Source organism: Streptomyces sp. NPDC049687 (assembly GCF_044465285.1).
Lineage (GTDB): Bacteria > Actinomycetota > Actinomycetes > Streptomycetales > Streptomycetaceae > Streptomyces.
Genome location: NZ_JBITLN010000003.1, coordinates 347,894 through 371,655, shown reverse-complemented (window position 1 = coordinate 371,655; position 23,762 = coordinate 347,894). Strand labels below are relative to the sequence as shown.

The 23,762-nt window shown below is 68.5% G+C and carries 22 protein-coding genes, 1 tRNA gene and 5 pseudogenes; 16 read left to right on the top strand and 12 right to left on the bottom strand.

Annotation, left to right across the window (positions count from 1 at the left end; translation table 11 throughout):
* Nucleotides 1-142 precede the first annotated feature (142 nt).
* Nucleotides 143-1,081 (top strand): SGNH/GDSL hydrolase family protein, encoded by a 939-nt coding sequence (locus ACIBVL_RS11635; RefSeq protein WP_399095746.1) that lies wholly within the window; start codon nucleotides 143-145, stop codon nucleotides 1,079-1,081.
* A 268-nt stretch (nucleotides 1,082-1,349) separates the two neighbouring features.
* Nucleotides 1,350-1,510 (top strand): annotated as a pseudogene (locus ACIBVL_RS11630) (IS630 family transposase); the annotation flags it as partial.
* Nucleotides 1,511-1,575: 65 nt separating this feature from the next.
* Here the strand turns inward: ACIBVL_RS11630 and ACIBVL_RS11625 are convergent.
* Nucleotides 1,576-2,304 carry an SDR family oxidoreductase gene (locus tag ACIBVL_RS11625; protein WP_399095743.1) on the bottom strand — a complete coding sequence of 243 codons (729 nt, stop codon included), beginning with the start codon at nucleotides 2,302-2,304 and terminating at the stop codon, nucleotides 1,576-1,578.
* A gap of 76 nt (nucleotides 2,305-2,380) precedes the next feature.
* Here ACIBVL_RS11625 and ACIBVL_RS11620 point away from each other — a divergent pair, with 76 nt between their 5' ends.
* Both ACIBVL_RS11620 and ACIBVL_RS11615 read left to right on the top strand, forming a co-directional pair.
* A complete protein-coding gene (locus ACIBVL_RS11620) occupies nucleotides 2,381-2,758 on the top strand; it encodes a MerR family transcriptional regulator (protein WP_399095740.1) in 378 nt (125 codons plus the stop codon).
* A 126-nt stretch (nucleotides 2,759-2,884) separates the two neighbouring features.
* Nucleotides 2,885-3,325, top strand: a pseudogene (locus ACIBVL_RS11615) (site-specific integrase); the annotation flags it as partial.
* 127 nt (nucleotides 3,326-3,452) lie between these two features.
* Here the strand turns inward: ACIBVL_RS11615 and ACIBVL_RS11610 are convergent.
* The 3 genes and pseudogenes from ACIBVL_RS11610 to ACIBVL_RS11600 form a co-directional block, all read right to left on the bottom strand.
* Nucleotides 3,453-3,817, bottom strand: a pseudogene (locus tag ACIBVL_RS11610) (transposase); the annotation flags it as partial.
* Between the two features lie 112 nt (nucleotides 3,818-3,929).
* Entirely contained in the window at nucleotides 3,930-4,997 is a 1,068-nt protein-coding gene (locus ACIBVL_RS11605; RefSeq protein WP_399095737.1) for a MerR family transcriptional regulator, read from the bottom strand.
* 453 nt (nucleotides 4,998-5,450) lie between these two features.
* Nucleotides 5,451-5,909, bottom strand: coding sequence for a hypothetical protein (locus tag ACIBVL_RS11600; RefSeq protein WP_399095734.1), 459 nt, complete (start codon nucleotides 5,907-5,909; stop codon nucleotides 5,451-5,453).
* A 239-nt stretch (nucleotides 5,910-6,148) separates the two neighbouring features.
* Here ACIBVL_RS11600 and ACIBVL_RS11595 point away from each other — a divergent pair, with 239 nt between their 5' ends.
* Together ACIBVL_RS11595 and ACIBVL_RS11590 are read left to right on the top strand one after the other, a co-directional pair.
* Nucleotides 6,149-6,604, top strand: a complete 456-nt coding sequence (locus tag ACIBVL_RS11595) for an SRPBCC domain-containing protein (protein WP_399095731.1) — start codon at nucleotides 6,149-6,151, stop codon at nucleotides 6,602-6,604.
* A 465-nt stretch (nucleotides 6,605-7,069) separates the two neighbouring features.
* On the top strand, nucleotides 7,070-7,447 hold the full coding sequence (locus ACIBVL_RS11590; RefSeq protein WP_399095728.1) for a DUF5958 family protein: 378 nt from the start codon (nucleotides 7,070-7,072) through the stop codon (nucleotides 7,445-7,447).
* Nucleotides 7,448-7,626: 179 nt separating this feature from the next.
* On the opposite strand, the gene ACIBVL_RS11585 is transcribed toward ACIBVL_RS11590, so the two are convergent.
* Genes ACIBVL_RS11585 through ACIBVL_RS11575 form a run of 3 tightly spaced genes read right to left on the bottom strand, consistent with a single transcriptional unit; the run spans nucleotide 7,627 to nucleotide 8,848 of the window.
* A complete protein-coding gene (locus ACIBVL_RS11585; RefSeq protein ID WP_399097186.1) occupies nucleotides 7,627-7,824 on the bottom strand; it encodes a restriction endonuclease in 198 nt (65 codons plus the stop codon).
* Nucleotides 7,825-7,865: 41 nt separating this feature from the next.
* Entirely contained in the window at nucleotides 7,866-8,081 is a 216-nt protein-coding gene (locus tag ACIBVL_RS11580) for a restriction endonuclease (RefSeq protein WP_399095726.1), read from the bottom strand.
* A 47-nt stretch (nucleotides 8,082-8,128) separates the two neighbouring features.
* Nucleotides 8,129-8,848, bottom strand: a complete 720-nt coding sequence (locus ACIBVL_RS11575; RefSeq protein WP_399095723.1) for a hypothetical protein — start codon at nucleotides 8,846-8,848, stop codon at nucleotides 8,129-8,131.
* Between the two features lie 457 nt (nucleotides 8,849-9,305).
* Between ACIBVL_RS11575 and ACIBVL_RS11570 the strand changes: the two genes are divergently transcribed.
* Entirely contained in the window at nucleotides 9,306-9,752 is a 447-nt protein-coding gene (locus ACIBVL_RS11570) for a hypothetical protein (protein WP_399095720.1), read from the top strand.
* Between the two features lie 434 nt (nucleotides 9,753-10,186).
* Here the strand turns inward: ACIBVL_RS11570 and ACIBVL_RS11565 are convergent.
* A pseudogene (locus tag ACIBVL_RS11565) lies at nucleotides 10,187-10,330 on the bottom strand (IS110 family transposase); the annotation flags it as partial.
* Between ACIBVL_RS11565 and ACIBVL_RS11560 the strand changes: the two are divergent.
* Nucleotides 10,331-10,651: pseudogene (locus tag ACIBVL_RS11560) on the top strand (site-specific integrase); the annotation flags it as partial. It lies immediately after the preceding pseudogene.
* Between the two features lie 117 nt (nucleotides 10,652-10,768).
* Here the strand turns inward: ACIBVL_RS11560 and ACIBVL_RS11555 are convergent.
* Nucleotides 10,769-10,842 (bottom strand) — tRNA-Gly (locus tag ACIBVL_RS11555).
* 496 nt (nucleotides 10,843-11,338) lie between these two features.
* On the opposite strand from ACIBVL_RS11555, the gene dcd reads away from it, so the two are divergent.
* The 3 genes from dcd to ACIBVL_RS11540 are packed head-to-tail and all read left to right on the top strand — an operon-like array spanning nucleotide 11,339 to nucleotide 12,886.
* Nucleotides 11,339-11,914 carry a dCTP deaminase gene (gene dcd, locus ACIBVL_RS11550; RefSeq protein ID WP_399095717.1) on the top strand — a complete coding sequence of 192 codons (576 nt, stop codon included), beginning with the start codon at nucleotides 11,339-11,341 and terminating at the stop codon, nucleotides 11,912-11,914.
* Nucleotides 11,915-11,924: 10 nt separating this feature from the next.
* A complete protein-coding gene (locus tag ACIBVL_RS11545) occupies nucleotides 11,925-12,440 on the top strand; it encodes a phosphoribosyltransferase (protein WP_399095714.1) in 516 nt (171 codons plus the stop codon).
* 47 nt (nucleotides 12,441-12,487) lie between these two features.
* Entirely contained in the window at nucleotides 12,488-12,886 is a 399-nt protein-coding gene (locus tag ACIBVL_RS11540; RefSeq protein WP_399095711.1) for a hypothetical protein, read from the top strand.
* Nucleotides 12,887-12,952: 66 nt separating this feature from the next.
* On the opposite strand, the gene ACIBVL_RS11535 is transcribed toward ACIBVL_RS11540, so the two are convergent.
* The 3 genes from ACIBVL_RS11535 to ACIBVL_RS11525 form a co-directional block, all read right to left on the bottom strand.
* Nucleotides 12,953-13,885 carry a YIP1 family protein gene (locus ACIBVL_RS11535; protein ID WP_399095708.1) on the bottom strand — a complete coding sequence of 311 codons (933 nt, stop codon included), beginning with the start codon at nucleotides 13,883-13,885 and terminating at the stop codon, nucleotides 12,953-12,955.
* Between the two features lie 179 nt (nucleotides 13,886-14,064).
* Complete coding sequence (locus tag ACIBVL_RS11530) at nucleotides 14,065-15,495, bottom strand: FG-GAP and VCBS repeat-containing protein (protein WP_399095705.1); 1,431 nt, start codon at nucleotides 15,493-15,495, stop codon at nucleotides 14,065-14,067.
* A 192-nt stretch (nucleotides 15,496-15,687) separates the two neighbouring features.
* Nucleotides 15,688-17,982: a heterodisulfide reductase-related iron-sulfur binding cluster gene (locus ACIBVL_RS11525; RefSeq protein WP_399095702.1), complete on the bottom strand. Its 2,295-nt coding sequence runs from the start codon at nucleotides 17,980-17,982 to the stop codon at nucleotides 15,688-15,690.
* A 217-nt stretch (nucleotides 17,983-18,199) separates the two neighbouring features.
* On the opposite strand from ACIBVL_RS11525, the gene ACIBVL_RS11520 reads away from it, so the two are divergent.
* The 5 genes from ACIBVL_RS11520 (at nucleotide 18,200) to ACIBVL_RS11500 (ending at nucleotide 23,680) form a co-directional block, all read left to right on the top strand.
* Nucleotides 18,200-19,429 carry an MraY family glycosyltransferase gene (locus tag ACIBVL_RS11520; RefSeq protein ID WP_399095699.1) on the top strand — a complete coding sequence of 410 codons (1,230 nt, stop codon included), beginning with the start codon at nucleotides 18,200-18,202 and terminating at the stop codon, nucleotides 19,427-19,429.
* A gap of 95 nt (nucleotides 19,430-19,524) precedes the next feature.
* A complete protein-coding gene (gene dnaK / locus ACIBVL_RS11515) occupies nucleotides 19,525-21,363 on the top strand; it encodes a molecular chaperone DnaK (RefSeq protein ID WP_399095696.1) in 1,839 nt (612 codons plus the stop codon).
* On the top strand, nucleotides 21,360-22,016 hold the full coding sequence (gene grpE, locus ACIBVL_RS11510) for a nucleotide exchange factor GrpE (RefSeq protein ID WP_399095693.1): 657 nt from the start codon (nucleotides 21,360-21,362) through the stop codon (nucleotides 22,014-22,016). Before dnaK ends, grpE begins: the two co-directional genes overlap by 4 nt.
* Nucleotides 22,017-22,049: 33 nt before the next feature.
* Nucleotides 22,050-23,222 carry a molecular chaperone DnaJ gene (gene dnaJ, locus ACIBVL_RS11505; RefSeq protein WP_399095690.1) on the top strand — a complete coding sequence of 391 codons (1,173 nt, stop codon included), beginning with the start codon at nucleotides 22,050-22,052 and terminating at the stop codon, nucleotides 23,220-23,222.
* 5 nt (nucleotides 23,223-23,227) lie between these two features.
* Nucleotides 23,228-23,680: a heat shock protein transcriptional repressor HspR gene (locus ACIBVL_RS11500; protein ID WP_399095687.1), complete on the top strand. Its 453-nt coding sequence runs from the start codon at nucleotides 23,228-23,230 to the stop codon at nucleotides 23,678-23,680.
* The last annotated feature ends 82 nt before the right edge of the window (nucleotides 23,681-23,762 follow it).

Here is a 23,762-nt window from a genome sequence, read left to right as displayed (position 1 = left end):
CCACGGCCCTTCGGATGTCCTGGTTCTGTCACGCAACAGCCATCACGTCGTCTCACCCGTAACCACACGCGGCACCGCGCGCTCTCCTCTGACAGCACCGGAGCGGATCACACCTCGTGAACCATGGAGACGGGAGCAGCTTGTGGCAACGGACGCACCCCGACGGAACGCCCTGATGGCCTGTGCGGCCCTGGTCGTCGGTGCCCTCACCCTCACGGCCTGTGGCGGCAGCGCCCCGGCGGACGACTCCAGCCGGCAGTCGAAGGCACAACTGGACCTGACCGCCGACTCGGTCTCCACGAAGACCGCGAAGGCGGGGGGCGCCTCGACCACGGCGGCCGGTCTCGACTACGTCGCGATGGGCAGTTCGTTCGCCGCGGGCCCGAGCATCCCGCCGGTGCAGTCGAGCAGCGGGGCGGCGGCGTGCTCCCGGTCGGGCAAGAACTACGCGAGCATCGTGGCCCGCGACATCGGCGCGAAACTGACGGACGTGACCTGCAGCGGCGCCACGACGGCGAACATCCTCACCACCAAGCAGGGCGCGCAGCCGCCGCAGATCAACGCGGTGAACAGCGGGACCGACCTGGTCACGGTCACCATCGGCGGCAACGACGTCAACTACCTGGGCAGCGCGGTCACGTACTCCTGCCAGAACAGCGGCGGCACGAACTGCGGCAGCGTGGACCGGGCCGCGATCAACACGGCCCTCGGCGAGGTGGGCCGGCGGATCGAGAACGTAGTGAACGCCGTCCACGCCAGGGCCCCGCGCGCACGGGTCCTCCTGGTGAGTTACTCCACCCTCCTGCCCGACACCGGTGGCTGCACCGGTGTACCGCTCACCGCCGACCAGCGGACGTTCGAGCGCGGCGTCACCCTGCGCCTGTCGCAGGCGTACATCACCGCGGCGAACAACACCGGTGCGACCCTGGTCCGCTTCGCCACCGCCAGCCACGGCCACGACGCCTGCGCGGCCGACCCGTGGGTGGAGAAGTACAAGCCGGCCTCGGGACGGACCTCCTACCACCCGAACGAGGCCGGCATGAGGGCCGCGGCCTCCTTGGTGAAGTCCGCACTGGGGTGAAGCCCGGCCGCCGGGCGGTGCGCGAGTGAGGGCGGCACCTGCACCGTCACCGACACCCGCGCGGTTGCCCTTGGTGGTCCCGGGGGTCTCGGACGGGGCCGTTCACCTGCCTTCATGGGCGGCCGGTCGGGGGATCGGCCACCGCCTTCGGTCCCGTCTGAACGTCCGTGAACGGCGCTGAATGAGACGGAAACCGAGACGGAATCCGAGACGGATGGCGGGGGCCGGGCTCGCCGGCATCTTCGCTGCTGAAGTGGGAGCCATGGCGGTCTGGTCTCTCCTGCGACCCGGATGGCTTTCCAGCGTCGCCTTCAGTACCCCGAACACCTCGACCAGCGCATCCGACGCGGCTTACGCCTCATCCAGTACCGCAGTCACCTCATAGACGGCTGCCTCGCCGAGACCGGCCTGACCATCGGAACCGCCTGATCAAGAGGAGTTCGAGAGGCCGATGGAGAAGCAGCCGACCGAGGTCCGTGCGGCCCGAGGGGCCCTCAGGCCGCCATCAGCGCCGCCAGGGCGCGGTCCATTGCGGCGTTGAACTCTTCCGGCGTCAGCGGCAGACGGGACTTGACGTCCCGGCTCCACTGGTCGGCGAGGACCTCGGCGGAGCCCGCCTCGACACCGTCGAGCGCCGCGTCGGCCAGGTCCGACGGAGCGATCTTGTCCACGGGCCAGCCCGCCGCCATGTCGGTGTCGGCCAGGCCGAGGTGTACCGCTGTGACGAGCGTGCCCTGCTCGGCGAGCTCCAGACGGACGCCGTTGGTCATGGCCCAGGCGGCGGCCTTGCCCAGGTGGTAGGCATTGGCGCCCTTGCCCCCGAACCACGACATGGCGGAGAGGACGTTGACGATCGCGCCCCCGCCGTTCCCGGCGAGCGCCGGCGCGAACTCCCGGATCATTCCCAGGTGGCCGAACATGTTGGTCTCCAGCTCGTGCCGGACCGCGTCCAGCGAACCGGTCACCAGGTCGGTCCCTGTATTGATTCCGGCGTTGTTGATGAGTAGCGAGACGTCCTGGGCGGCCTCGGCGGCGGCCCTCACGGATGCGGGATCGGCGATGTCGAGGGGCAGCACCTCGACCCCGGGCAGGTCCACGGTCTCCGGTCGGCGGGCCGTCGCGTAGACCTTGCGGGCGTCCCGTTCGAGCAGGCGCTGGGCGAAGGCGCGGCCCAGGCCACGGTTGGCTCCGGTGACAAGGGCGACGGAGTTGTTGATATCCATGACCGGTACGCTAAAACCTGACGCTGGCGTCAGAGGCAAGTGCTGATCGTCAGGGCCAGGGGTGAGGGGAGTCACCATGACTGTCACAGTGGCCGCAGGCGAGCGGTTGATCCGCATCGGCGAGGTGGCACGAGGTGCCGGCGTCTCCGTGCGCGCCGTGCGCTACTACGAGCAGCAAGGGCTGCTCATCGCGGAGCGCAGCCCGTCCGGCCAGCGCCTGTACCGGCAGGACGCCATCTCCCGGGTCCGCTTCTTCCAGGAGATGTTCGCCGCCGGCCTCACCAGCCGAAGGATCACCGAACTCCTGCCGTGTTGGGAGGCCGGGCACACCGACGCCGGGCAACGAGCCATGCTGCGAGCCGAGCGCGAGCGCATCCAGGCCAAGATCGACGACCTGCAGGCCACCCTGGACCACCTCGACGAGGTCATCGCGATCACGGACACGCACCCGTAGGCGCGGTCGGCCAGACGTCTCATCAGCGATCTGACCTCGCTGCCTTGGGTGGGGCGATGAGGAGTCGCCGAGGGGGAACTGTTGTCGCGCGGCCGACGCGCTTTTCGGTGTTCGGGGGTGACTCCTCCCGCGTTCCTCCGGCGAGAGCTCCGTTGGCATCCGGAGTCGTGCGCCGAGCCGGGACCCGACGGGCTACTTTTCGTGGGGGAGAAGGGGGCGCCCTTCCGACGCAGCACCTTCGGCCGGAAGTGGCGCAAGGCGCGTGGGATCGTCGGCATGCCCGAGGGCTTCCGGTTCTACGACCTTTGCCACACCGGACACACCCTGTCCACCCAGTCCGGGGCCACCCTCAAGGACACGATGATCCGCGCCGGCCAGTCCCCAGAGAAGGCGGCGCTGATCTGTCACCACTCCGACGACGACCGGCAGCAGGAAGTTGCAGCCGGCCTCGACGCGACCGTCCGTAGGGCACGCCAGGAAGTGCAGGAAGCTGCGGCTGTGCCGGAGCCGGAGACGGCTGACCCCGACGATCAACGTTCTGGCACGAATCTGGCACGCGGCGAGTGATCGCAGAGCACAGCAAAAAGACCCGGGCCTCGGACCTGGGCCTTCTCCATGGAGCGGGTGACGAGAACCGAACTCGCGCTCTCAGCTTGGGAAGCTGCGGAACTGGGGGGTGCCTCTATGTCTTTCGTCAAGCGAGGCGTGGGGTTCTGGGTTCGTAGAAGGTGCCGTCACGGAGCATCGCGAACAGCACGTTGATCCGTTGTCGGGCCAGGCGGAGGAGGGCTTGTGAGTGGGTCTTGCCGCGGGCCCGGCATTTGTCGTAGTAGGTGCGGGAGGCGGGATCGTGCAGGGCGGCGAACGCGGACAGGAACATCGCGCGTTTGAGCTGCCGGTTGCCACCCCGTGGCGCGTGTTCGCCGTGGATCGACGTGCCGGACGACTTCGTGGTCGGGGCAAGGCCGGCGTAGGCGGCCAGGTGGGCGGCGGGCTGACGGATGGCGCCCCTGCGGTAATGGACATCTCGTTGGCCGATGTCCTCACCCCTCGTGCTGGTGGCGTCACACGCCGAGGCCCAGCATCTGTGACAGATTCCCTGGGTTCCCCAGCACCCTGATCCGGCTGCGTCCGATTGGTCGGGGCGGGCCGGATCAGGGTGAACGTACAGTCAGTCCTCCAAGCGGACCGGCATCAGGATCGAGAAGGTGCCCTCGTCGTCGGGCCGGCGGATCGCGATCGGCGCTGCGGGGGCCCCGAGCTCCAGAACCAGTCGGTCCCGGGCTCCGGCGGCCAGGGCGTTCAGCAGGAACTCACGGTTGACCGCGACGCGGTTCGGGTCGTCGTCGCTGTCCGTGCAGAGGGTCACCGTGCCGCCATCCTCCACCCTGAGCACGCTGAGGTCGGGCGCTCCCGCCTCGCCGGCACGGAGAGGACCGGTCTCCAGAGCCTTCCGGAAGGCCGCCACCTCGACAAGGGCGCGGCGTCCGCCGGCCGCTGGCAGGAGACGACGGTAGTCGGGGAAGTCGTGGTCAAGGCACTGACCGGCCGCCTGCCTGTCCCCGACCTCCAGAGTCACGCGGCCACCATCGACGCAGAGCCGCACGGGTCCCTCGCCGTCCGACAGCGCCCGCATCGCGTCGACGAGCGGGGCGGGCACGATGACCTGCACTCGGCTCCCGTCATGTCCGGCGACACCGGCCTGCGCGACAGCCATCCGGTACCGGTCGGTGGCCACGACATGGAGGCGCTCCCCCTCGATGTCGAACAGGACACCGCCGAGCATGGGCAGTTCCGGGTCGGTGCTCGCCGCGAAACGGACCGTGTCCAGCGCGGCTGCGAGCTCGGGGGCGGCGATGGACAGCCGGACGCTGGCGATGCGGAGCGAAGTCATGATGTTCTCCCTGTGATCGAGTAGTGCTCGGAGCGCAGAGAACTCGCTGCGGGCGCCGGACAGCCCTTGTTCGAGGCGGCGCAGGTGTGCCTTGAGCAGCTTCCGGACCAAGTCGGTGTCCGCGCCGGACCAGCTGGCCAGCACCAGCCGGATGTCCGCCAGCGGCATCCCGGCCCGGCGCAAGCGAGCCAGCACTCGGGCCTCTTCAAGCTGCTCGGGTTCGTACCAGCGGTATCCGCTCACCGGATCCACCCAGGCCGGGACCAGCACACCGGCACGGTCGTAGAACCGCAGGGCACTCACGCCCAGGCCGCTGTCGCGGGCCATCTCGCCAATGCTGCGCATGTCGTTCTCCACACCCGGCACTCTGGGCCCTGTACAAGGTCGAGGGTCAATCCGGCTCCGGAGCGGAATCCCGCGGCGCTCAGCGGCCAGCCCGCCACCCTGCGCGTACCTCACACAGATCGCTTCGCTGCCGCATTCCGGGCGTGAGCTTCGCGTCGTAGTCGCCGTTCGTGCTCGGCAATCTGACGGGCCACGGGGACCCCGGCCGCAGTTCGGATCAACCGCTCCTTTTCACGATCCACCAAGAAAGAACCGTTCCCTCCCAACCGAGGGCGCTGTCCGCTCTGGCCATACCGGCGGCTCCCCAGTAGAGGATCCACCCGAACGGCGCCACCGAGAACTGGACCGCGAGGCACCCCCGTTGACCGTGGCTGACCCTTGTATCCGGCATGCCTGTGGCACCCGGCGAGCAGGAGGGCTCGGAACCTGACCGGCTCCGCCGGTGCCCGGGGCTCAACCGCCGTAGCGGCTGCGCAAATCCTCGGTGATTCGCGACATCAGCCCAATCGAGCCTTCCGGTGGTGTCTCCATCAGCGGACGTTCTGTCTGGGGATCGTAGGCAGTCAGCCCGGTCTCCTTCTCGACGATGGCCGCGAGGGCGGAGACCTGGCCGAGCACGGCTGCAGCGTCGTCTCCCGCGTGCCAGTAGGGCACAGTGATGCTCACCTCGTCACCGAAGACGGACAGGTCGATGCCGGTGTCCGAGTGGCTCAGGTCCCGCGACTCCTGCTCGTGCTCCGTGATCTCCACTTCGCCCAGCAGGGTCCGAGCCTGCGGCACTATTCGGTCCCAGGCTTCAAGAAGGTGTGTGGGGATCGGCTCGCTGTCCTCGGCTGCGTCCTCCATCGCCTCCAGGACCTCATCCCAGGACTGCCCGTCGCGTCGGTTCAAGAAGTAGATGTCGTAGCTCACTGCGCGATCGTAGGCACCCGAACACTGCGACGGCAGGGCGGAAGCCGCTTGGACTTGCCGACTCCGTTGCCGCCCCGGCCTCGGCTTGATCTTCGTCGGTCCACACAGCACGCGGTGATCACCGGTGGGCATACGCGTCTTCACATCGCACCTGACCAGCGAGATCGCAGCCTATGGCTGAATAAATTAGGATATGTTCGGCGGTCATTCTCGAGGCCTTCAGGTGGAGGAGGTTCGTGATGGCGCACGACGGCGTGAGGCTGCATCTGCAGCGTGTCCTCCGCGCACCGCGCTCGGTCGTATTCCGAGCCTTGACCGAACCGCAGGAACTGGCCAAGTGGTGGGGCCCCGATGGATTCGTCATCCCAAGTGTGGAAAGCGACCTTCGGCCAGGAGGTGGTTATCGGATCGCGATGCAGCCTCCGGAAGGCGATCTGTTCTACCTGGTGGGCGAATTCGTTGAGGTCGATCCTCCGGCACGTCTGTCCTACACCTTCCGGTGGGAGGATCCCGATCCCGAGGACCGGGAGACGGTGGTGACGCTGTCGCTTCGCGATATCGGCGGTACGTGGGCCGAGTTGGACTGCAGCCAGGGCGACTTCGCCACTGAGCGGCGCGAAGCTCTTCACGAGGAAGGCTGGACTCAGAGTCTCAACAAGCTGGAGGAGCTGATGTCGTCCGCTGCGTCGGCCTGAGCTCTTCACCGCAGGGGAGAGGGCCCTACTGGTGGCCGCACCTGTCTTCACATCGCTGTCGCCCTCCCGCTGAGAGAGGACAAAGCTGCCGGACTCCATGGGCTCGCTGCACTCGGGACAGGCCGGGGCGTCGGTCATGCGGCGCCCTCTAACGGAGCAACTCCTTACGTCCCGAAGCAACTCGGGTGGGGGCTCTGCCTTGGTCTGGTGTGGCCCTCACCTGCTGAAATGATCCGCAGGCGTCCGCGCCCGTCCGCCGCCGTTCGTCTGCGTTGTCACGCAGTTAGACACTCAGTCGGGCCGGGGACCTCCTGGACGGCGCTGCACAGTTCAACAGGGAGCCCGCTGCTTGGGGTCAGGCAATTGCGGCCTCAGGGCACGAGAGGCCGTGCTGCTCCTGGGTGGTAGTGCGCGTACCGTCGATCTCAACCATGGGGGTGGAAGTCTGTGTTGTACGCACACGAGGTGATCCTGAACGAACTGGCACAGGGGCTCAGACCGGTGGCCGAGGGCGTCGAGTGGTTCGAGGGGCTCTCAGAGGATGACCAACGCAAGGTCTTGCACGCACTGGTGCTGTTCTGCGGGCAGGCCCGCGCCTGTGAGGAGGACGCGATGGAGAGCATCGCGCGTTCGGGCATCCGCCCCACTCACACGCCGGCGGTGATGCTCGCGAGGTGGCGCTTCGGAATGGAAGCACTTCCGGTCTATGAACTCACCAAGTCCTTCCGCCTGCTAGTAGCCCTCTTCAGCATCGCCGACACCCGCAGACGGATGCTGCACTGCGCCGGCGGATGTAGTCACGCGTGGCACAACCTGTCGGCCCTGCCAAGGGACGCAATCTGAGGAGTCTTCTTGCCCTGGGTCTTGCCGGGGATCTTGGTGAGCTGGGTATTCGCTGGTCAGGGGCGGTGAGCTCGGGCCCCTAGTGGCCGTTGTTGGTCGTCCTTGGCCACTGTCGAGCAGCTTCGGACAGCCCAGGGACTGGCCCAGCTCCACTGCCTGAGCGGGCGGCCCCGCCGGCCTCAGCGCGAGGGGCGTCTCTTCGGGGGGACCGGGCCCGGGATCACATCCTTGCCAAGGTGTTCCTTGATCAGGTACTTGAGTTCCGGCCCTTCGATGAGCTGGAGCCGGCCATGGTGGCGGGCAAAGTCGTGGCTGGCCCTGCCGAACCACGATGTGGTGATCCGGACCCCCTTGGCAGCACGCTTGTGCTCGACCACTCCGGCGAGCGCCTGAACGGACTCAACACCCACGAGCTTGCTTAGCGCTTCGCCTGAATGACGCACTCACCGTTGAAGACGGGATCCTTGCTGACAGCCACCGCGTCAACGCCCTCGTCTTTGGGGGCCTGGGTGTTCCAGGCCTCCATGCCGATCGCCTCGAACAGTTGGCGAATCAGGTGATCGAACTCGGTGGGCGTCAGCTTCACCAGCACGGGCCTGCTGTCCAAGCCAGCGACTACATCCATGCTGTCCATGAGCCGGTTCCTGGTGCGGTCGTCCAGAGAGGTACGTGGCGCGGCATTCAGTGCTCGCGGAGGCCGCACTCAGCCGGGTAGAGAGTGCAGCCCGGGATGGTCCCGGACGGTGGTTGCCCGAGTTGGATCCATGCGGCGCCCGACTCGTCAGCCGTCAGGGCGTTGACGCGTGCTGTCGGAGCAGGACGAACGAATGGCACGGAGTGCACTTCAGCTTCAGCCGGTGCATGGAAGGGGGTGCCTTCGAGGAAGGCGATGGCGGTCAGGCTGCCGTCGGGCTGGAGCTCGGTCTCCTCAATGGTCAGTCGCCAGTGCTCCTCTGCTTCTGTCAGGAGTCGCTTGCCGCTGCGACCGTGGGCGAGAAGGACACCGCGACGCCTGCGGATGTGCCGTGCGATGGCGCAGCAGAGCGGGACGTCGGTGCCATAGGGAGTGTCCACCCGGTTGTGGTCGGCAGCCGGGAAGTAGCCCAGTGCGTCAGACAGCAGCCCGAGTGCTGCGTCTCTGATCCGCGGTCGCCGGCCGTGCTCGACGAGACCCAACAGGATGGGGGTTGCTGCGTAGGCCGCCGGGAACACCATGGCAGCGTGGCCACAGACGAAGCCGCGTCCGGCGAGGTGAGCTGCCGCGTCACCCGTCTCGTTGGCAGTGGTGGACACCGTCAGCAGCCGGAGCGCGTGAGCGACGCCCTCCGGGTCGTCCCACTGATCCCGTGTCGGGTTGGGTATCGCCGACCAGTTCACGGCGTTGATGGCGTCAAGGGACACGCCAGCATTCTGCCAAAACGCGGCACGGGCATGGGCGGCCGAGCTCGTACGACCAGTGACTCCACCGCCCCGGGCACGCTCCACGAGGCGGTTCACCTTGCCCCATTCATGCTCCCGGCCCACGAGACGACGCCCCCGCCGTCTCGTGCCGCGCCGGCTTCCCCCTCGTGTTCCACCTGTTGCCGTCGCCCTTCCACGCAGTCGATAGCCGGGCATATGCCCCTGCTTCACAGTAAGCGGCCACGGGCAATGGCGAAGCCCGAACAAGAACGGACTTCGCCAGAAGCAACCAACGAGCCAGCGGCTGACGTTGCTGTGATGGCCCGCAGGTGTGTGCGCTTGTTCGCTGCTGTACGTCGGCGTTGTCACGCAGTTATGCACGCAGCTCACTCGCCATGACTCGCGGCCGCCTTGGATACACTGCCGGCCGCTGTAGGCGGAGGGGGAGACGAGGGAGATGCTGTTTTCGATTCCGGAGTCCGGTTGGTGGCTGATCGCGGTCGCGGCGACGGTGTTCTTCATGATTTCCATGCCAGCGCTGGCCAAGGGGATGAAGCTCCCGGACGAGATGCGAAGCACGTTGGAGCGGAACAGGACGGGGAGGTGGGCGTTCTACCTCTTGACTCCCGTGGCCGCCACCGCTGTCCTGGCGACGAACCTCCTCCGGCCTGAACCGGCACCAGCGATCCTGTTCCTGTATAGCGTCGCGTTCGCCTCCATTCCGATTGCCCTATTCCCGGTTCGGGCTCGGATGCTCAAGGACTACATCGCCCAGCAGCAGAACCCCGACATCAAGATCAAGCTTGACCGGCTCACGATGGCCTGGGTCGCCGGTTTCCTGTCAACGGTGCTCCTCGTGGCCGTGCTCGCGCTGATGGCGACGTCGTACGGCGACGGCAACTAGGCGGCGCTGGTTTGACCTGCATGACATCGCGGTGAACTCGACGGTTTGAGGTCGGCGGAGTCTCAATGGCTCAGGTCAACCCCGAAGACAGCGCAGCCGGTGGGGCCGGGTGCCACGATGTCGGCATGCAGCGAGTGGATGCGCAAGGCAACCTCCGTCATCTGCTCAACGAGTGGGATCCGATCGGTGTCTCCGATGTCGTGCAGGATGAGTACGACTGCCTCATAGGCCCCCTGCTCAGCCGACTGAACGGCGGTGCTGGGCGTGCGGAGATCAGCGCGTTTCTGCGGTCGGTGGTGGAAGACCACTTCGGACTCCATCCCCGGGTTCTGGGAGTTGATCAGATGGCGGACCGGCTTGTGGTCTGGTGGTCTGTGGTTCGTGAGGCGTGAAAGCCGCGCGGGTCGGGATGACCGGTTCGAGCCGCTGCGATCGGTTACCGGTCGGGTCGTGGTGAATGGGCGGTTGTCCCGTAGCAGTGCCCAGAAGACGTTGACGCGTCGGCGGACGAGGGCGATGACCGCTTGGACGTGTTTGCAGCCTTCGCCTCGCTTCTTCAGGTAGTAGTCGCGGTTGGGGAGGGCTGGGGCGCGGCGCTCCTCCATCGGACGCGCCCCAGTGCCGGCAAGCAGTGGACGGACTCCGGTGAGACACACGACGACCGCGGTTTGAAGAACCGGCCCGCCGAAGAAGTCCGGCCTGTGCCGATCCCACCTCAGCTCGTCGCCATCCTGCGACAACACCTCGACACCTTCGGCACCGCCGAGGACGGGCGGCTGTTCACCAACGAGCGTGGGGGAGTGGTCGGCTCATCGACGTACTACCGCGTCTGGCAGGAAGCACACCGTCGCCTCGCCGCTCGCTGCGCGTCCGCAAGGCACGTCAGGAAGCTGCGGCCGTGCCAGAACAATCGACACCCGCCCCCGACGATCACCGTTCTGGCACGAATCTGGCACGCGAGGACTGATCACAACGCACAGCACAAAGGCCCGGGTCGATGACCTGGGCCTTAATCATGGAGCGGGTGACGAGAATCGAACTCGCGCTCTCAGCTTGGGAAGCTGATGTTCTACCATTAAACTACACCCGCGTAAGACGCCGGTCGCGGCCGGTGTCCGATTGCCTCGTCACTGTACAACATCCCGGGCCCCCGGCGCTGAAGCCGAGGGGTCCGTGTGTGTTTCGGGGGGTGGGATCGGGCTGCGGAGGGCGGGAGTTGGGGCGTACGGTGGGGGTGTCCGGCGGGGGCGGAGTGCCGCCTGGAGGGTCTTCCCGTTCGTCCCGTAATGTGGCTTTCGTTGTCCGGCGAGCAGCAGCCGGACGCGGCTCTTGGGGAAGGGACTCTAGGACTTGATGGAGCGCACCGTCGTCCGTTGTGCCGATGGGCACGTGTTCAGTACCGCTTCGTTCCCGATGCAGCAGGCCGAGCGGCTCGGCCCCGGGCGGCTCGTCCGGTGTCCCCGGTGTGCCCGGCTCCGCAGTGCCGTACCGGTGATGCTCGAGAAGCGGTAGCGGCAGCACGCAGTACTGACGCGCGGAGTCGTCCTGATTGCGGGGGCTCCGCGCGTCTTGCGTATCCTCGGGGCGTGCTTCTCTCAGACAAGGACATCCGGGCCGAGATCGACGCCGGGCGGGTACGGATCGATCCCTACGACGAATCCATGGTGCAGCCGTCGAGTGTCGACGTGCGTCTCGACCGTTTCTTCCGGGTGTTCGAGAACCACCGGTACCCCCATATCGATCCGTCCATCGAGCAGGCGGATCTGACCCGGCTGGTGGAGCCGGAGGGGGACGAACCGTTCATCCTGCACCCCGGGGAGTTCGTGCTCGCGTCGACGTACGAGGTCATCACGCTCCCCGACGATCTTGCCTCCCGGCTGGAGGGGAAGAGCTCGCTCGGGCGGCTCGGGCTCGTCACGCACTCCACGGCCGGCTTCATCGACCCCGGATTCTCCGGACACGTCACCCTCGAACTGTCCAACCTCGCCACGCTCCCCATTAAGCTCTGGCCCGGTATGAAGATCGGACAGCTGTGTATGTTCCGGCTCAGCTCGCCGGCCGAGCACCCCTATGGCAGCGAGCGGTACGGATCCCGGTACCAGGGGCAGCGCGGGCCCACGGCCTCCCGGTCCTTCCTCAACTTCCATCGGACCCAGGTGTGAGGGCGGCGGCATGAGCGACGCAGGGGCGCGCGAGAACCTCAGCTACGAGCAGTTCGGCGTCGCCGTCCGTGAGCTCGCCCAGGCCGTGGCCGACGACGGGTACGAACCGGATGTCGTCCTCAGCATCGCCCGCGGGGGCGTCTTCGTCGCCGGTGGTCTGGCCTATGCCCTCGACTGCAAGAACATTCATCTTGTGAACGTCGAGTTCTATACCGGTGTGGGGCAGACGCTGGAAATGCCGGTGATGCTGGCTCCTGTTCCCAATGTGGTGGATTTCACCGACAAGAAGGTGCTGATCGCGGACGACGTCGCCGACACCGGCAAGACGCTGAAACTCGTCCACGACTTCTGCCTGGAGCATGTCGCCGAGGTGCGTTCCGCCGTCATCTACGAGAAGTCGCAGTCCCTGGTGAAGTGCGAGTACGTCTGGAAGCGGACCGACGACTGGATCAACTTCCCGTGGAGTGTCCTGCCCGTGGTGCGCAGGGCGGGGGAGGCCGTCACTCCGTCCGGGGAAGCGCTCTGAGGCGCTGACGCGCCACCGCTCGATCCGCCGACGGGAGGGGGCCCGGCATGGGCTTCGGGATCTTCGTGATCGTGTTCATGCTCGGCTGCTCCGCGGGGATGGTGCGCGCGGCCTGGCTGCACTGGACCGGCTCGGAGCGGGCTCCCGCCCTGCCCGCCACCTGGTATTCGACGAACCCGTCGGTGATCCGAGGGCACGAGCGCGGCATCGTGGCGCTCGCGGGCTGGCTGACGGTCTTCAGCGCGGGCGTTCTGCTCTTCCTCAGCGGCGTGGAGCCGGTCGTGCTGACGGGCGCGATCGTCATGCTGGGGTCGTTCCTCCTGCTGGCCGTCCACGCCACGATCGCCTGGTTCAACTGGCCGAAGGCGCTGGTCCCGCCGCACCGGCGCCAGGAGGTCGGCTCCGTCGTCGAGTGGTTCCGGCAGAGGGCCTCCAGAAGTCCGTGAACACCCCGCGGACGGACGAGAGGCCCTCGGCTGCACGCCGAGGGCCTCTCATGGGTTTCTGTCGCGTCAGAACGTGCCGAGTTTCACGATCGACAGCAGTGCGATCAGCTGGATCGCCGACGCGCCCAGCGCCTTCGGCCAGGGCAGGTCGTGGGAGCGGCTGACCATCAGCGTCAGCAGGGCGCCGGCCGCCACCCAGGTCGCCCAGCCCAGCAGCTGCACGAACGACGCGTCGCCGCCGAAGAACATCGCCACGACCAGGCGTGGTGCATCCGTCAGGGACATGATCAGCATGGAGAGGCCGACCGTGGGCTGCCACGCGCCGTCGCCGCCGAGCTGGCGGGCCAGGGTGTGGGTGACCACGCCGAGGATGAAGGAGCTCAGCACCATCGCGACGGCCGTCGTCAGAACGATCGGGATCGCGTTGGAGAGCGTGGCGTTTATCGCGTCCGTACGGGTGTCGTCGAAGCCGAAGACCGCGAGCAGGCCGTAGAGGAAGGTCACGACGAGGGCGGGGCCCCACATGGTGTAGTCCCGCATCTGGAGGAACGTCTGGCTGGGCGAGACCACGATGCCGCGCAGCAACTGCTTCCAGTGCAGCCGCGGCCCGATCGGACCCGAGGGGACCGCGGAACCGGCGTGATAGGTGTCACCCTGGTTGTACTGCTGGTGGTCGCCGACCGAGAACGCCTGGGTGTGTCCGGGGTTGTTCGCCGCGTACGGGTCGTGCGGCGCGCCGCCGCCGAAGTACTCCGGCTCGTCGCTGCCGCCGCCGTTCCCCTGCGACGGCCACTGACCGCCACCGCTCCCACCGCCGTACGGCGGCTGCTGGCCGCCCCGGTACTGCGGCGGGTACGGCTGCCCCGCCGGCTGCGGGTAGCCGTACGACGGCCCCGAGGGTTGGCCCTGGGGCGCCTGCCGCCCGTACGGAGGGTGTTGCGGTCGCGCTTGGGGGGCGCGGCCATCACGGCCGCCACGTCCGATCCTGAATCCAGCCACGTTCTCGAACGTACCTGGTCCCGGGAAGCGGTGTGACGGCCGTACGGCTCCGCACCACCTTTGCTGCCGACCTGTGACATCCCTTAGGGGGAACGTCCTTAGGGGGTTGGCGTCCCGCCGACGCCCCCCAACGGCCCTTCAGCCGCCCGGTGATCCGGCCAGGTCGGTGGTCGGCCCCGTCACTGCCCGAACGCGAACCCCAGCTGCGGATACCCCGACGCCGACACCCCTGCCGCCGCCGGACCGAAGCTCACCGCGCCGGTCGTGGTGAGGCCGGAGGCGGAGCCGCGCAGGCTCGTCACTGCCCCGTCCCCGTTGTTCTCGTTGCGGACGCCGACGGTCAGGTCGGCCTTGCGGTCGCCGTTGAGGTCGGCCAGGTGGACGGCGTTGCCGAAGAAGTCGTTGGCCTCGTTGCCGCCGGGCACGCCGGGTGTGTTCTGGGAGTACGTCTTCGCGCCCGTGCCCGTCAGACCGGCGGCGGAGCCGCGCAGCAGGGTGACGGCACCGGTCTGCCCCGCGCTGCCCAGAGCCTCGAACGGCGCGCCGACGGCGACGTCCGCGTAGCCGTCGCCGTTGACGTCGCCGACGGAGAGGGAGTCGCCGAACCAGTCGCTCGACTCGGCGGTGTCGGGGACGCCGGGGCTGTTCTGGTTGATCGTCGCCTGGGGCGTGGCGCGTACGCCGCTCGCGCCGCCCAGGTAGGCGCGGACCGAGCCGCCGTCGTTCGCGGAGACGGTGCCGGGGGCCGCGGAGGTGACGACGTCGTCGTAGCCGTCGCGGTTGAGGTCGCCGACGACGGCCGTGCGCCAGCCGCCGCTGTTCAGCACCCGCTGGAGGGTGAAACCGGAGCGGGAGCCCCGGTACACCAGGTTGCCGTCCACGAACGTCGAGTCGTCCGGGTGGTAGGTCCCGCTGACGACCAGGTCGTCGGTGCCGTCGCCGTCGACGTCGCCCGAGGCCAGGGACTGGGCGCCGTAGACGTTGCCGGGGTACAGGTCGGCGTTCAGGACGGAGCGCGACGCGGCGCCCGCGGCCCTGGTGAAGCCGCCCTTGAAGATCCACACGTCCTTGCCGGTGCTGCCGACGGCCAGGTCGGCCTTGTGGTCCCCGGTGAAGTCGCCGACGGCCAGGGACATGCCGTAGCGCTGGTGGGCGGAGGGTGCGGGGTCGGGGACGGCACGGCCGCCGGAGAGGCCGTTCCTGCCGCCCCAGACGATCACGACGGCGCCGGCCTCGGCGTCCTCCTTCTCGGCGCCGACGACCAGATCGGCGTACCCGTCGTTGTCGAGATCACCGAAGGCGAGCGCCGAGCCGAACGAGTCGTCCTTCTCGGCCGTACCGGGGACGGCGGGGGAGTTCTGGGTGATGACGGTGCGACGGGAGGCCTTGATCCCGGACCTGGAGCCGTAGGTGACCACCACGGCACCGGCGCGGGCCTTGCCGCCGACCGTGGCGCCGGGGGCGGCGGTGACGAGGTCGCGGTAGCCGTCGCCGTTGAAGTCGTCCGCGTACCTGGCGGGCGCCGCGGCGGCGGGGTTCGGCAGGGCCAGGGGGGTCAGGCCGGCGGCCAGCACGGTGGCGGTGAGGGCGACGAGCTTGGGCGTGCGCAACGGGTTCTCCTGAGTGCGGCGGCAGCCGGTCGATGAATGGTTCGGCGATCAGGAGACCTGTGGCAACCGGCAAAGGTTGTAAGGGAGTTGGGGGACTTCTGGGGTGACTGCGGGCGGTGGGGACGGCGAACGCCCCCGTGCCGGAGAAGGGCTCGGGGGCGTTCGTGGTGCGGTCTGCTTCAGCGGTGCGGGCTACTTCACCGGTGCCGGCTCCGGCTCGCTCTCGGAGTCCGTCGAGCCCGCCGGGGGCTCGTCGTCGGAGACCGGGGTCTTGACCGACTCGAGGAGCAGCTGGGCGACGTCCACGACCTGGATGGACTCCTTCGCCTTGCCGTCGTTCTTCTTGCCGTTCACGGAGTCCGTGAGCATCACCAGGCAGAAGGGGCAGGCCGTCGAGACGATGTCGGGGTTCAGGGACAGGGCCTCGTCGACGCGCTCGTTGTTGATGCGCTTGCCGATCCGCTCCTCCATCCACATCCGCGCGCCACCGGCGCCACAGCAGAAGCCGCGCTCCTTGTGGCGGTGCATCTCCTGCTGGCGCAGGCCCGGGACGGCGGTCATGATCTCGCGCGGCGGCGTGTAGATCTTGTTGTGGCGGCCCAGGTAGCAGGGGTCGTGGTAGGTGATGATGCCCTCGACCGGGGTGACCGGGATCAGCTTGCCCTCGTCCACCAGGTGCTGGAGCAGCTGGGTGTGGTGGATGACCTCGTAGTCGCCGCCGAGCTGCGGGTACTCGTTGCCGATCGTGTTGAGGCAGTGCGGGCAGGTGGCGACGATCTTCTTCGCCGACTTCGGCTTCCTGGTCGACTCGTCCACCCCTCCCTCCTCGTTGAGGGACTCGCCGAAGGCCATGTTCAGCGCGGCCACGTTCTCCATGCCGAGCTCCTGGAACAGGGGCTCGTTGCCGAGGCGGCGGGCGGAGTCACCGGTGCACTTCTCGTCGCCGCCCATGATCGCGAACTTGACGCCCGCGATGTGCAGCAGCTCCGCGAAGGCCTTGGTGGTCTTCTTCGCGCGGTCCTCCAGGGCGCCGGCGCAGCCGACCCAGTACAGGTACTCGACCTCGGAGAGGTCCTCGATGTCCCGGCCGACGACCGGGATCTCGAAGTCGACTTCCTTCGTCCACTCCAGGCGCTGCTTCTTGGCCAGGCCCCAGGGGTTGCCCTTCTTCTCCAGGTTCTTGAGCATCGTGCCCGCCTCGGACGGGAACGACGACTCGATCATCACCTGGTAGCGGCGCATGTCGACGATGTGGTCGACGTGCTCGATGTCGACCGGGCACTGCTCGACACAGGCGCCGCAGGTGGTGCAGGACCACAGGACGTCCGGGTCGATGACGCCGTTCTCCTCGGCGGTGCCGATGAGCGGGCGCCCGGCCTCGGCCAGCGCCGCCGCCGGAACGTCCTTGAGCTGCTCCTCGGACGCCTTCTCCTCGCCCTCCATGGTCTTGCCGCCGCCCGCGAGCAGGTAGGGCGCCTTGGCGTGGGCGTGGTCCCGGAGGGACATGATGAGCAGCTTGGGGGAGAGGGGCTTGCCCGTGTTCCAGGCGGGGCACTGCGACTGGCAGCGGCCGCACTCGGTGCAGGTGGAGAAGTCCAGCAGGCCCTTCCAGGAGAACTGCTCGACCTGGGAGACGCCGAAGACGTCGTCGTCACCGGGGTCGGTGAAGTCGATCGGCTTGCCGCCGGAGGTCATGGGCTGCAGCCCGCCGAGGGCGGTCTCACCGGTGGCGCTGCGCTTGAACCAGATGTTCGGGAAGGCCAGGAAGCGGTGCCAGGCCACGCCCATGTTGGTGTTCAGGCTGACCGTGATCATCCAGATCATCGTCGTGCCGAGCTTGATCATGGCGGTCAGGTAGACCAGGTTCTGCAGCGTGCCGAGGCTCAGGCCCTTGAAGGCGAGGATCAGCGGGTACGAGGCGAAGTAGGCCGCCTCGAAGTGGTCCACGTGGTGCAGCGCGCCCTCGAGACCGCGCAGGACGTAGATGGCGAGGCCGATGGTGAGGATGACGTACTCGACGAAGTACGCCTGACCCATCTTGGAGCCGGCGAAGCGCGACTTGCGGCCGGGGCGCGAGGGCAGGTTCAGCAGGCGGATGGCCATCAGCGTGAGGATGCCGAGGGTGGTCATCGCGGCGATGAACTCGATGTACAGCTCGTAGGGGAGGAAGCCGCCGATGAGCGGCAGCGTCCAGTCGGCCTGGAAGAGCTGGCCGTACGCCGTGATGATGGTCGGCGGCAGTGTCAGGAAGCCGATCGCCACGAACCAGTGGGCGAAGCCCACGATGCCCCAGCGGTTCATCCGCGTATGGCCGAGGAACTCCCGGACCAGGGTCACGCTGCGCGCGTACGGGTTGTCGGTCCGGGTGCCGGCCGGAACCGGCTGGCCCAGTTTGAAGTACCGGACGAACTGACCGATGGCGCGTGCGAGCAGCGCGACGCCGACCACGGTCAGGACCAGCGACACGATGATCGCGGCGAGTTGCATGAGGGGGCTCCTCGGGCCTGCGAGGGGTCTTCGGGAAACACTTCGGGAAACGACTTCCCGAAATTACTAAGCGGTAACTTATGAGGTCGTCTGAGACTACCCCCATCTTGCGCCGCACTGTAGCTGGCGGCGTGGTGATCTGAGTCGCTCAGGGTCGCCTCAGAGTCTGACCGTGTTATTCGTACCAAATTGGTACATTTCTGACTAATTTATATCCGTGCTCTACGGGATCGCCGCCGCCACCACCGCCCTTCTCCTCGCCGCCCTCCTCGCCGCGCTGCTGCGTGTGCCCGCCCTGCGTCTCGGGCTGGTCGAGCGGCGGCAGCGCCAGCGGCGGGTGCCGCTGTCCGGGGGCCTCGCCGTGGTCGTCACCACCTGCCTCGTCGCCGTCGCCGGGGACCGTTGGGGCATCGCCCCCCTCGGGGGCGACATCGGCGTGCTGCTGGTCGCCGGGGGCGCCGTCGCCGGGCTGGGCCTCGTCGCGGACGTGTGGCGGCTCAGGGCGCGGTTCCTCGTCCTCGGTACGGCGGTGGCGGCGGCCTTCGTCGTGCCGTACGGCGACACCGGCGCGGTCGCGGGAACGGTCGCCGTCGGCTGGATCACCTGCGTGGCGCTCGCCTTCCGGTCCCTCGACCACGCGGACGGGGTGGCCGGCACGGTCGGGGTCGTCACCGCGTTCGGGGCGGCCGCGTGTGCCGCGGTGGAGGTGATGGACGGGTTCGCGGTGCTGCTGAGCGTCCTCGCCGCCGCGCTGACCGGTTTCCTCATGCACAACTGGCCTCCCGCGCGCGTGGCGCTCGGCGCCTGCGGCTCACTGTTCGCCGGCTTCCTGCTCGCCGCCGCGGCCGTCACCGTCCGCGCGGGGCAGGACGCGGCGGAGGGGGTGGGCGTGCTGTTCGCCCTGACGGCCGTCGCGGTCGCCGACGCCGTGCTCGTCGCCGTGGCGCGACGGCTGGCCGGACGGCCCCTGCCGCGCGGCGGCCCCGACCATCTCGCGCACCGGCTGCGGCGGCTCGGGCTCACCCCTCAGGGAGCGACGGTGGCGATCGGTGTGGCGGCCTTCTGCGGGGTACTCGTGGGGACGCTCGCGCACACCGGGTGGATGGGGGCGCAGGCGGTGTGGTGGGTGGCGGGCGGGGTCCTGGCCGTCGTACTCGCCCTGCTGCGGGTCTCGGTGTACGGCCCTCCACGCGCGCGTGGCGGTGGTTACGGCCCTCCGCGCGCGCGTGGGGGTGCGCGTGCCGATTCCCGGTACGGCGCCCCGGGCGCGCGTGCCGGTCGCCGTGACCCTCGCTCCGGCCCCCGCCCCGGCGCCCGCCCGGCGCCGGTGTACGGCCCTCGGCGTCAATCCGAGTCCGATGTGAGGGCCCCCGATTCGGGTGATCGTCGGGCGGGTGGCGGGGAGTCTTCCCAGGTCAGCGACTTCTTGCGTGTAAGGAACGGATAAGAGTTGAGCCTCCATGACTCAGGTCTGTTGACCCAGCGGGGAGCCTCGTGCACACTTGAGTCCGTTCCACTCAAGTCAGCTGGAGGAAGATCACCATGGCACGTGCGGTCGGCATCGACCTGGGCACGACTAACTCCGTCGTCAGCGTTCTGGAGGGCGGCGAGCCCACCGTCATCACCAACGCCGAGGGTGCCCGGACCACGCCGTCCGTCGTCGCCTTCGCCAAGAACGGCGAGGTGCTGGTCGGCGAGGTCGCCAAGCGCCAGGCGGTCACGAACGTGGACCGGACCATCCGCTCCGTCAAGCGCCACATGGGCACGGACTGGAAGATCGAGCTCGACGGGAAGCCCTTCAACCCGCAGCAGATCTCCGCGTTCATCCTGCAGAAGCTGAAGCGGGACGCCGAGGCCTACCTGGGCGAGAAGGTGACCGACGCGGTCATCACCGTCCCGGCGTACTTCAACGACTCCGAGCGTCAGGCGACGAAGGAGGCCGGCGAGATCGCCGGTCTGAACGTCCTTCGTATCGTCAACGAGCCCACCGCGGCCGCGCTCGCCTACGGCCTCGACAAGGACGACCAGACGATCCTCGTCTTCGACCTCGGTGGCGGCACCTTCGACGTGTCCCTCCTGGAGATCGGTGACGGCGTCGTCGAGGTGAAGGCCACCAACGGCGACAACCACCTCGGTGGTGACGACTGGGACCAGCGCGTCGTCGACTACCTGGTGCAGCAGTTCAAGGCCGGCCACGGCGTCGACCTCGCCAAGGACAAGATGGCGCTGCAGCGTCTGCGCGAGGCCGCCGAGAAGGCGAAGATCGAGCTGTCCTCGTCCACCGAGACCTCGATCAACCTGCCGTACATCACGGCGTCCGCCGAGGGCCCGCTGCACCTGGACGAGAAGCTCACCCGCGCCCAGTTCCAGCAGCTGACCGCGGACCTGCTGGAGCGCTGCAAGACGCCGTTCCACAACGTCATCAAGGACGCCGGCATCAACCTCTCCGAGATCGACCACGTCGTTCTCGTCGGCGGTTCGACCCGTATGCCCGCCGTCGCCGAGCTCGTCAAGGAGCTGACCGGCGGCAAGGACGCCAACAAGGGTGTGAACCCGGACGAGGTCGTCGCCATCGGCGCCTCGCTCCAGGCCGGTGTCCTCAAGGGTGAGGTCAAGGACGTCCTGCTCCTCGACGTGACCCCGCTGTCCCTCGGTATCGAGACCAAGGGCGGCATCATGACCAAGCTGATCGAGCGCAACACCACGATCCCGACCAAGCGCTCCGAGATCTTCACGACGGCCGAGGACAACCAGCCGTCCGTGCAGATCCAGGTCTACCAGGGCGAGCGCGAGATCGCGGCGTACAACAAGAAGCTCGGCATGTTCGAGCTGACCGGTCTGCCGCCGGCGCCGCGTGGTGTCCCGCAGATCGAGGTCTCCTTCGACATCGACGCCAACGGCATCATGCACGTGACCGCGAAGGACCTGGGCACGGGCAAGGAGCAGAAGATGACCGTCACCGGCGGCTCCTCGCTGCCGAAGGACGAGGTCGACCGCATGCGCCAGGAGGCCGAGCAGTACGCGGACGAGGACCACCGTCGCCGCGAGGCCGCCGAGGCCCGCAACCAGGGCGAGCAGCTCGTCTACCAGACGGAGAAGTTCCTCAAGGACAACGACGACAAGGTCCCGGGCGACATCAAGACCGAGGTCGAGGGTGCCGTCGCCGAGCTGAAGGAGAAGCTCAAGGGCGAGGACACCGCCGAGATCCGCACCGCCACCGAGAAGGTCGCGGCCGTCTCGCAGAAGCTCGGCCAGGCCCTCTACGCCGACGCCCAGGCCGGGCAGGCCACCGCCGGCGGCGCCGACGACGCCCCGAAGGCCGAGGACGACGTCGTGGACGCCGAGATCGTGGACGACGAGCGCAAGGACGGTGCCGCGTGACGGAGGAGACCCCGGGCTTCGAGGAGAAGCCCGACGTCCCCTCCGGCGCCACCCCTGAAGACGCCGAGTCGAAGGCCGCCGCCTCCTCTTCCGGGGAGGGGGCGGCCCCGGCCGGGGACGCGAACCAGACAGCGGGTCTGGTGGCCCAGCTGGACCAGGTGCGCACCGCGCTCGGCGAGCGCACCGCGGACCTCCAGCGCCTCCAGGCCGAGTACCAGAACTACCGCCGCCGGGTCGAGCGCGACCGGATCGCGGTCAAGGAGATCGCCATCGCGAACCTCCTGACCGAGCTCCTGCCCGTGCTCGACGACATCGGCCGCGCCCGGGAACACGGCGAACTGGTGGGCGGTTTCAAGTCCGTCGCCGAGTCGCTGGAGACCGTCGCCGCCAAGATGGGCCTGCAGCAGTTCGGCAAGGAGGGCGAGCCCTTCGACCCGACGATCCACGAGGCCCTGATGCATTCGTACGCGCCCGACGTCACGGAGACGACGTGCGTGGCGATTCTGCAGCCCGGGTATCGAATCGGCGAGCGCACCATCCGCCCCGCGCGGGTGGCGGTGGCCGAACCCCAGCCCGGGGCGCAGACCGTGAAGGCCGAGGAGGCTTCCGCCGAGACCGGCGACGAGAAGGACAACGGCCCTGAGGAGGGCTGACGTAGACACCGAAGGGAAGGAGGGGCGTCGGGGATGAGCACCAAGGACTTCATCGAGAAGGACTTCTACAAGGTCCTCGGCGTCCCCAAGGACGCCACCGAGGCGGAGATCAAGAAGGCGTACCGGAAGCTCGCCCGCGAGTTCCACCCGGACGCCAACAAGGGCAACGCGAAGGCGGAGGAGCGCTTCAAGGAGATCTCCGAGGCGAACGACGTCCTCGGCGACCCCAAGAAGCGCAAGGAGTACGACGAGGCGCGCGCCCTGTTCGGCAGCGGTGGCTTCCGTCCCGGGCCGGGCGCCGGCGGCTCCTTCAACTTCGACCTGGGCGACCTCTTCGGAGGCGGCGCCCAGGGCGGGAGCTCCGGCGGCTTCGGCGGCGGCATCGGTGACGTCTTCGGGGGCCTGTTCAACCGCGGCGGCACCGGTACGACCCGTACCCAGCCCCGGCGCGGCCAGGACATCGACACCGAGGTCACCCTGACCTTCACGGAGGCGATCGAGGGCGCGACGGTCCCGCTGCGCATGTCCTCGCAGTCCCCGTGCAAGGCGTGCTCCGGCACCGGCGACAAGAACGGCACACCGCGCGTGTGCCCGACCTGTGTCGGTACGGGCCAGGTGGCGCGGGGCTCGGGCGGAGGGTTCTCCCTGACCGACCCCTGCCCCGACTGCAAGGGCCGGGGCCTGATCGCCGAGCACCCCTGCCTGGAGTGCAAGGGCAGCGGCCGGGCGAAGTCCTCCCGCACGATGCAGGTCCGCATCCCGGCCGGGGTGACGGACGGCCAGCGCATCCGCCTGCGCGGCAAGGGCGCACCGGGCGAACGCGGCGGCCCGTCGGGCGACCTCTACGTCGTCGTCCACGTCGGCACCCACCCGGTGTTCGGCCGTAAGGACGACAACCTGACGGTCACCGTGCCCGTGACGTTCACCGAGGCCGCCCTCGGCGGCGAGATCAGGGTCCCCACCCTCGGAGGCCCGTCCCTGACCCTCAAGCTGCCGCCCGGCACGCCCAACGGCCGCACCATGCGGGCGCGGGGCAAGGGCGCTGTCCGCAAGGACGGCACCCGCGGCGACCTGCTGGTCACCGTCGAGGTGAGTGTGCCGAAGGACCTGTCGGGGAAGGCTCGTGACGCGCTCGAGGCGTATCGCGAGGCGACCGCGGGCGAGGATCCGCGGGCGGAGCTGTTCGAGGCCGCGAAGGGAGCTTGACAGTGATGGACGGCCGTCGACGTAACCCGTATGAACTGACCGAGGAGACCCCGGTCTACGTCATCTCGGTGGCGGCCCAGCTCTCCGGCCTGCACCCGCAGACGCTGCGCCAGTACGACCGCCTCGGCCTGGTCTCCCCCGACCGCACGGCCGGCCGGGGCCGCCGCTACTCGGCCCGCGACATCGAACTGCTGCGCACCGTCCAGCAGTTGTCGCAGGACGAGGGCATCAACCTGGCCGGCATCAAGCGGATCATCGAGCTGGAGAACCAGGTCGCCGCCCTGCAGTCCCGGGTCGCGGAACTGCAGTCCGCCCTGGACGGCGCGGCGGCGGCGATGCAGCAGCGCGAGGCAGCGGTCCACGCCTCCTACCGCCGGGACCTGGTCCCGTACCAGGAGGTCCAGCAGACCAGCGCGTTGGTGGTGTGGCGTCCGAAGCGACAGGGCACTTCGGACTGAGGACCGACACGCGTGAGGGCCCGGAGGTAGACGACGACCTCCGGGCCCTCAGCCGTCCGGACACCCGTGATGATCATGACGG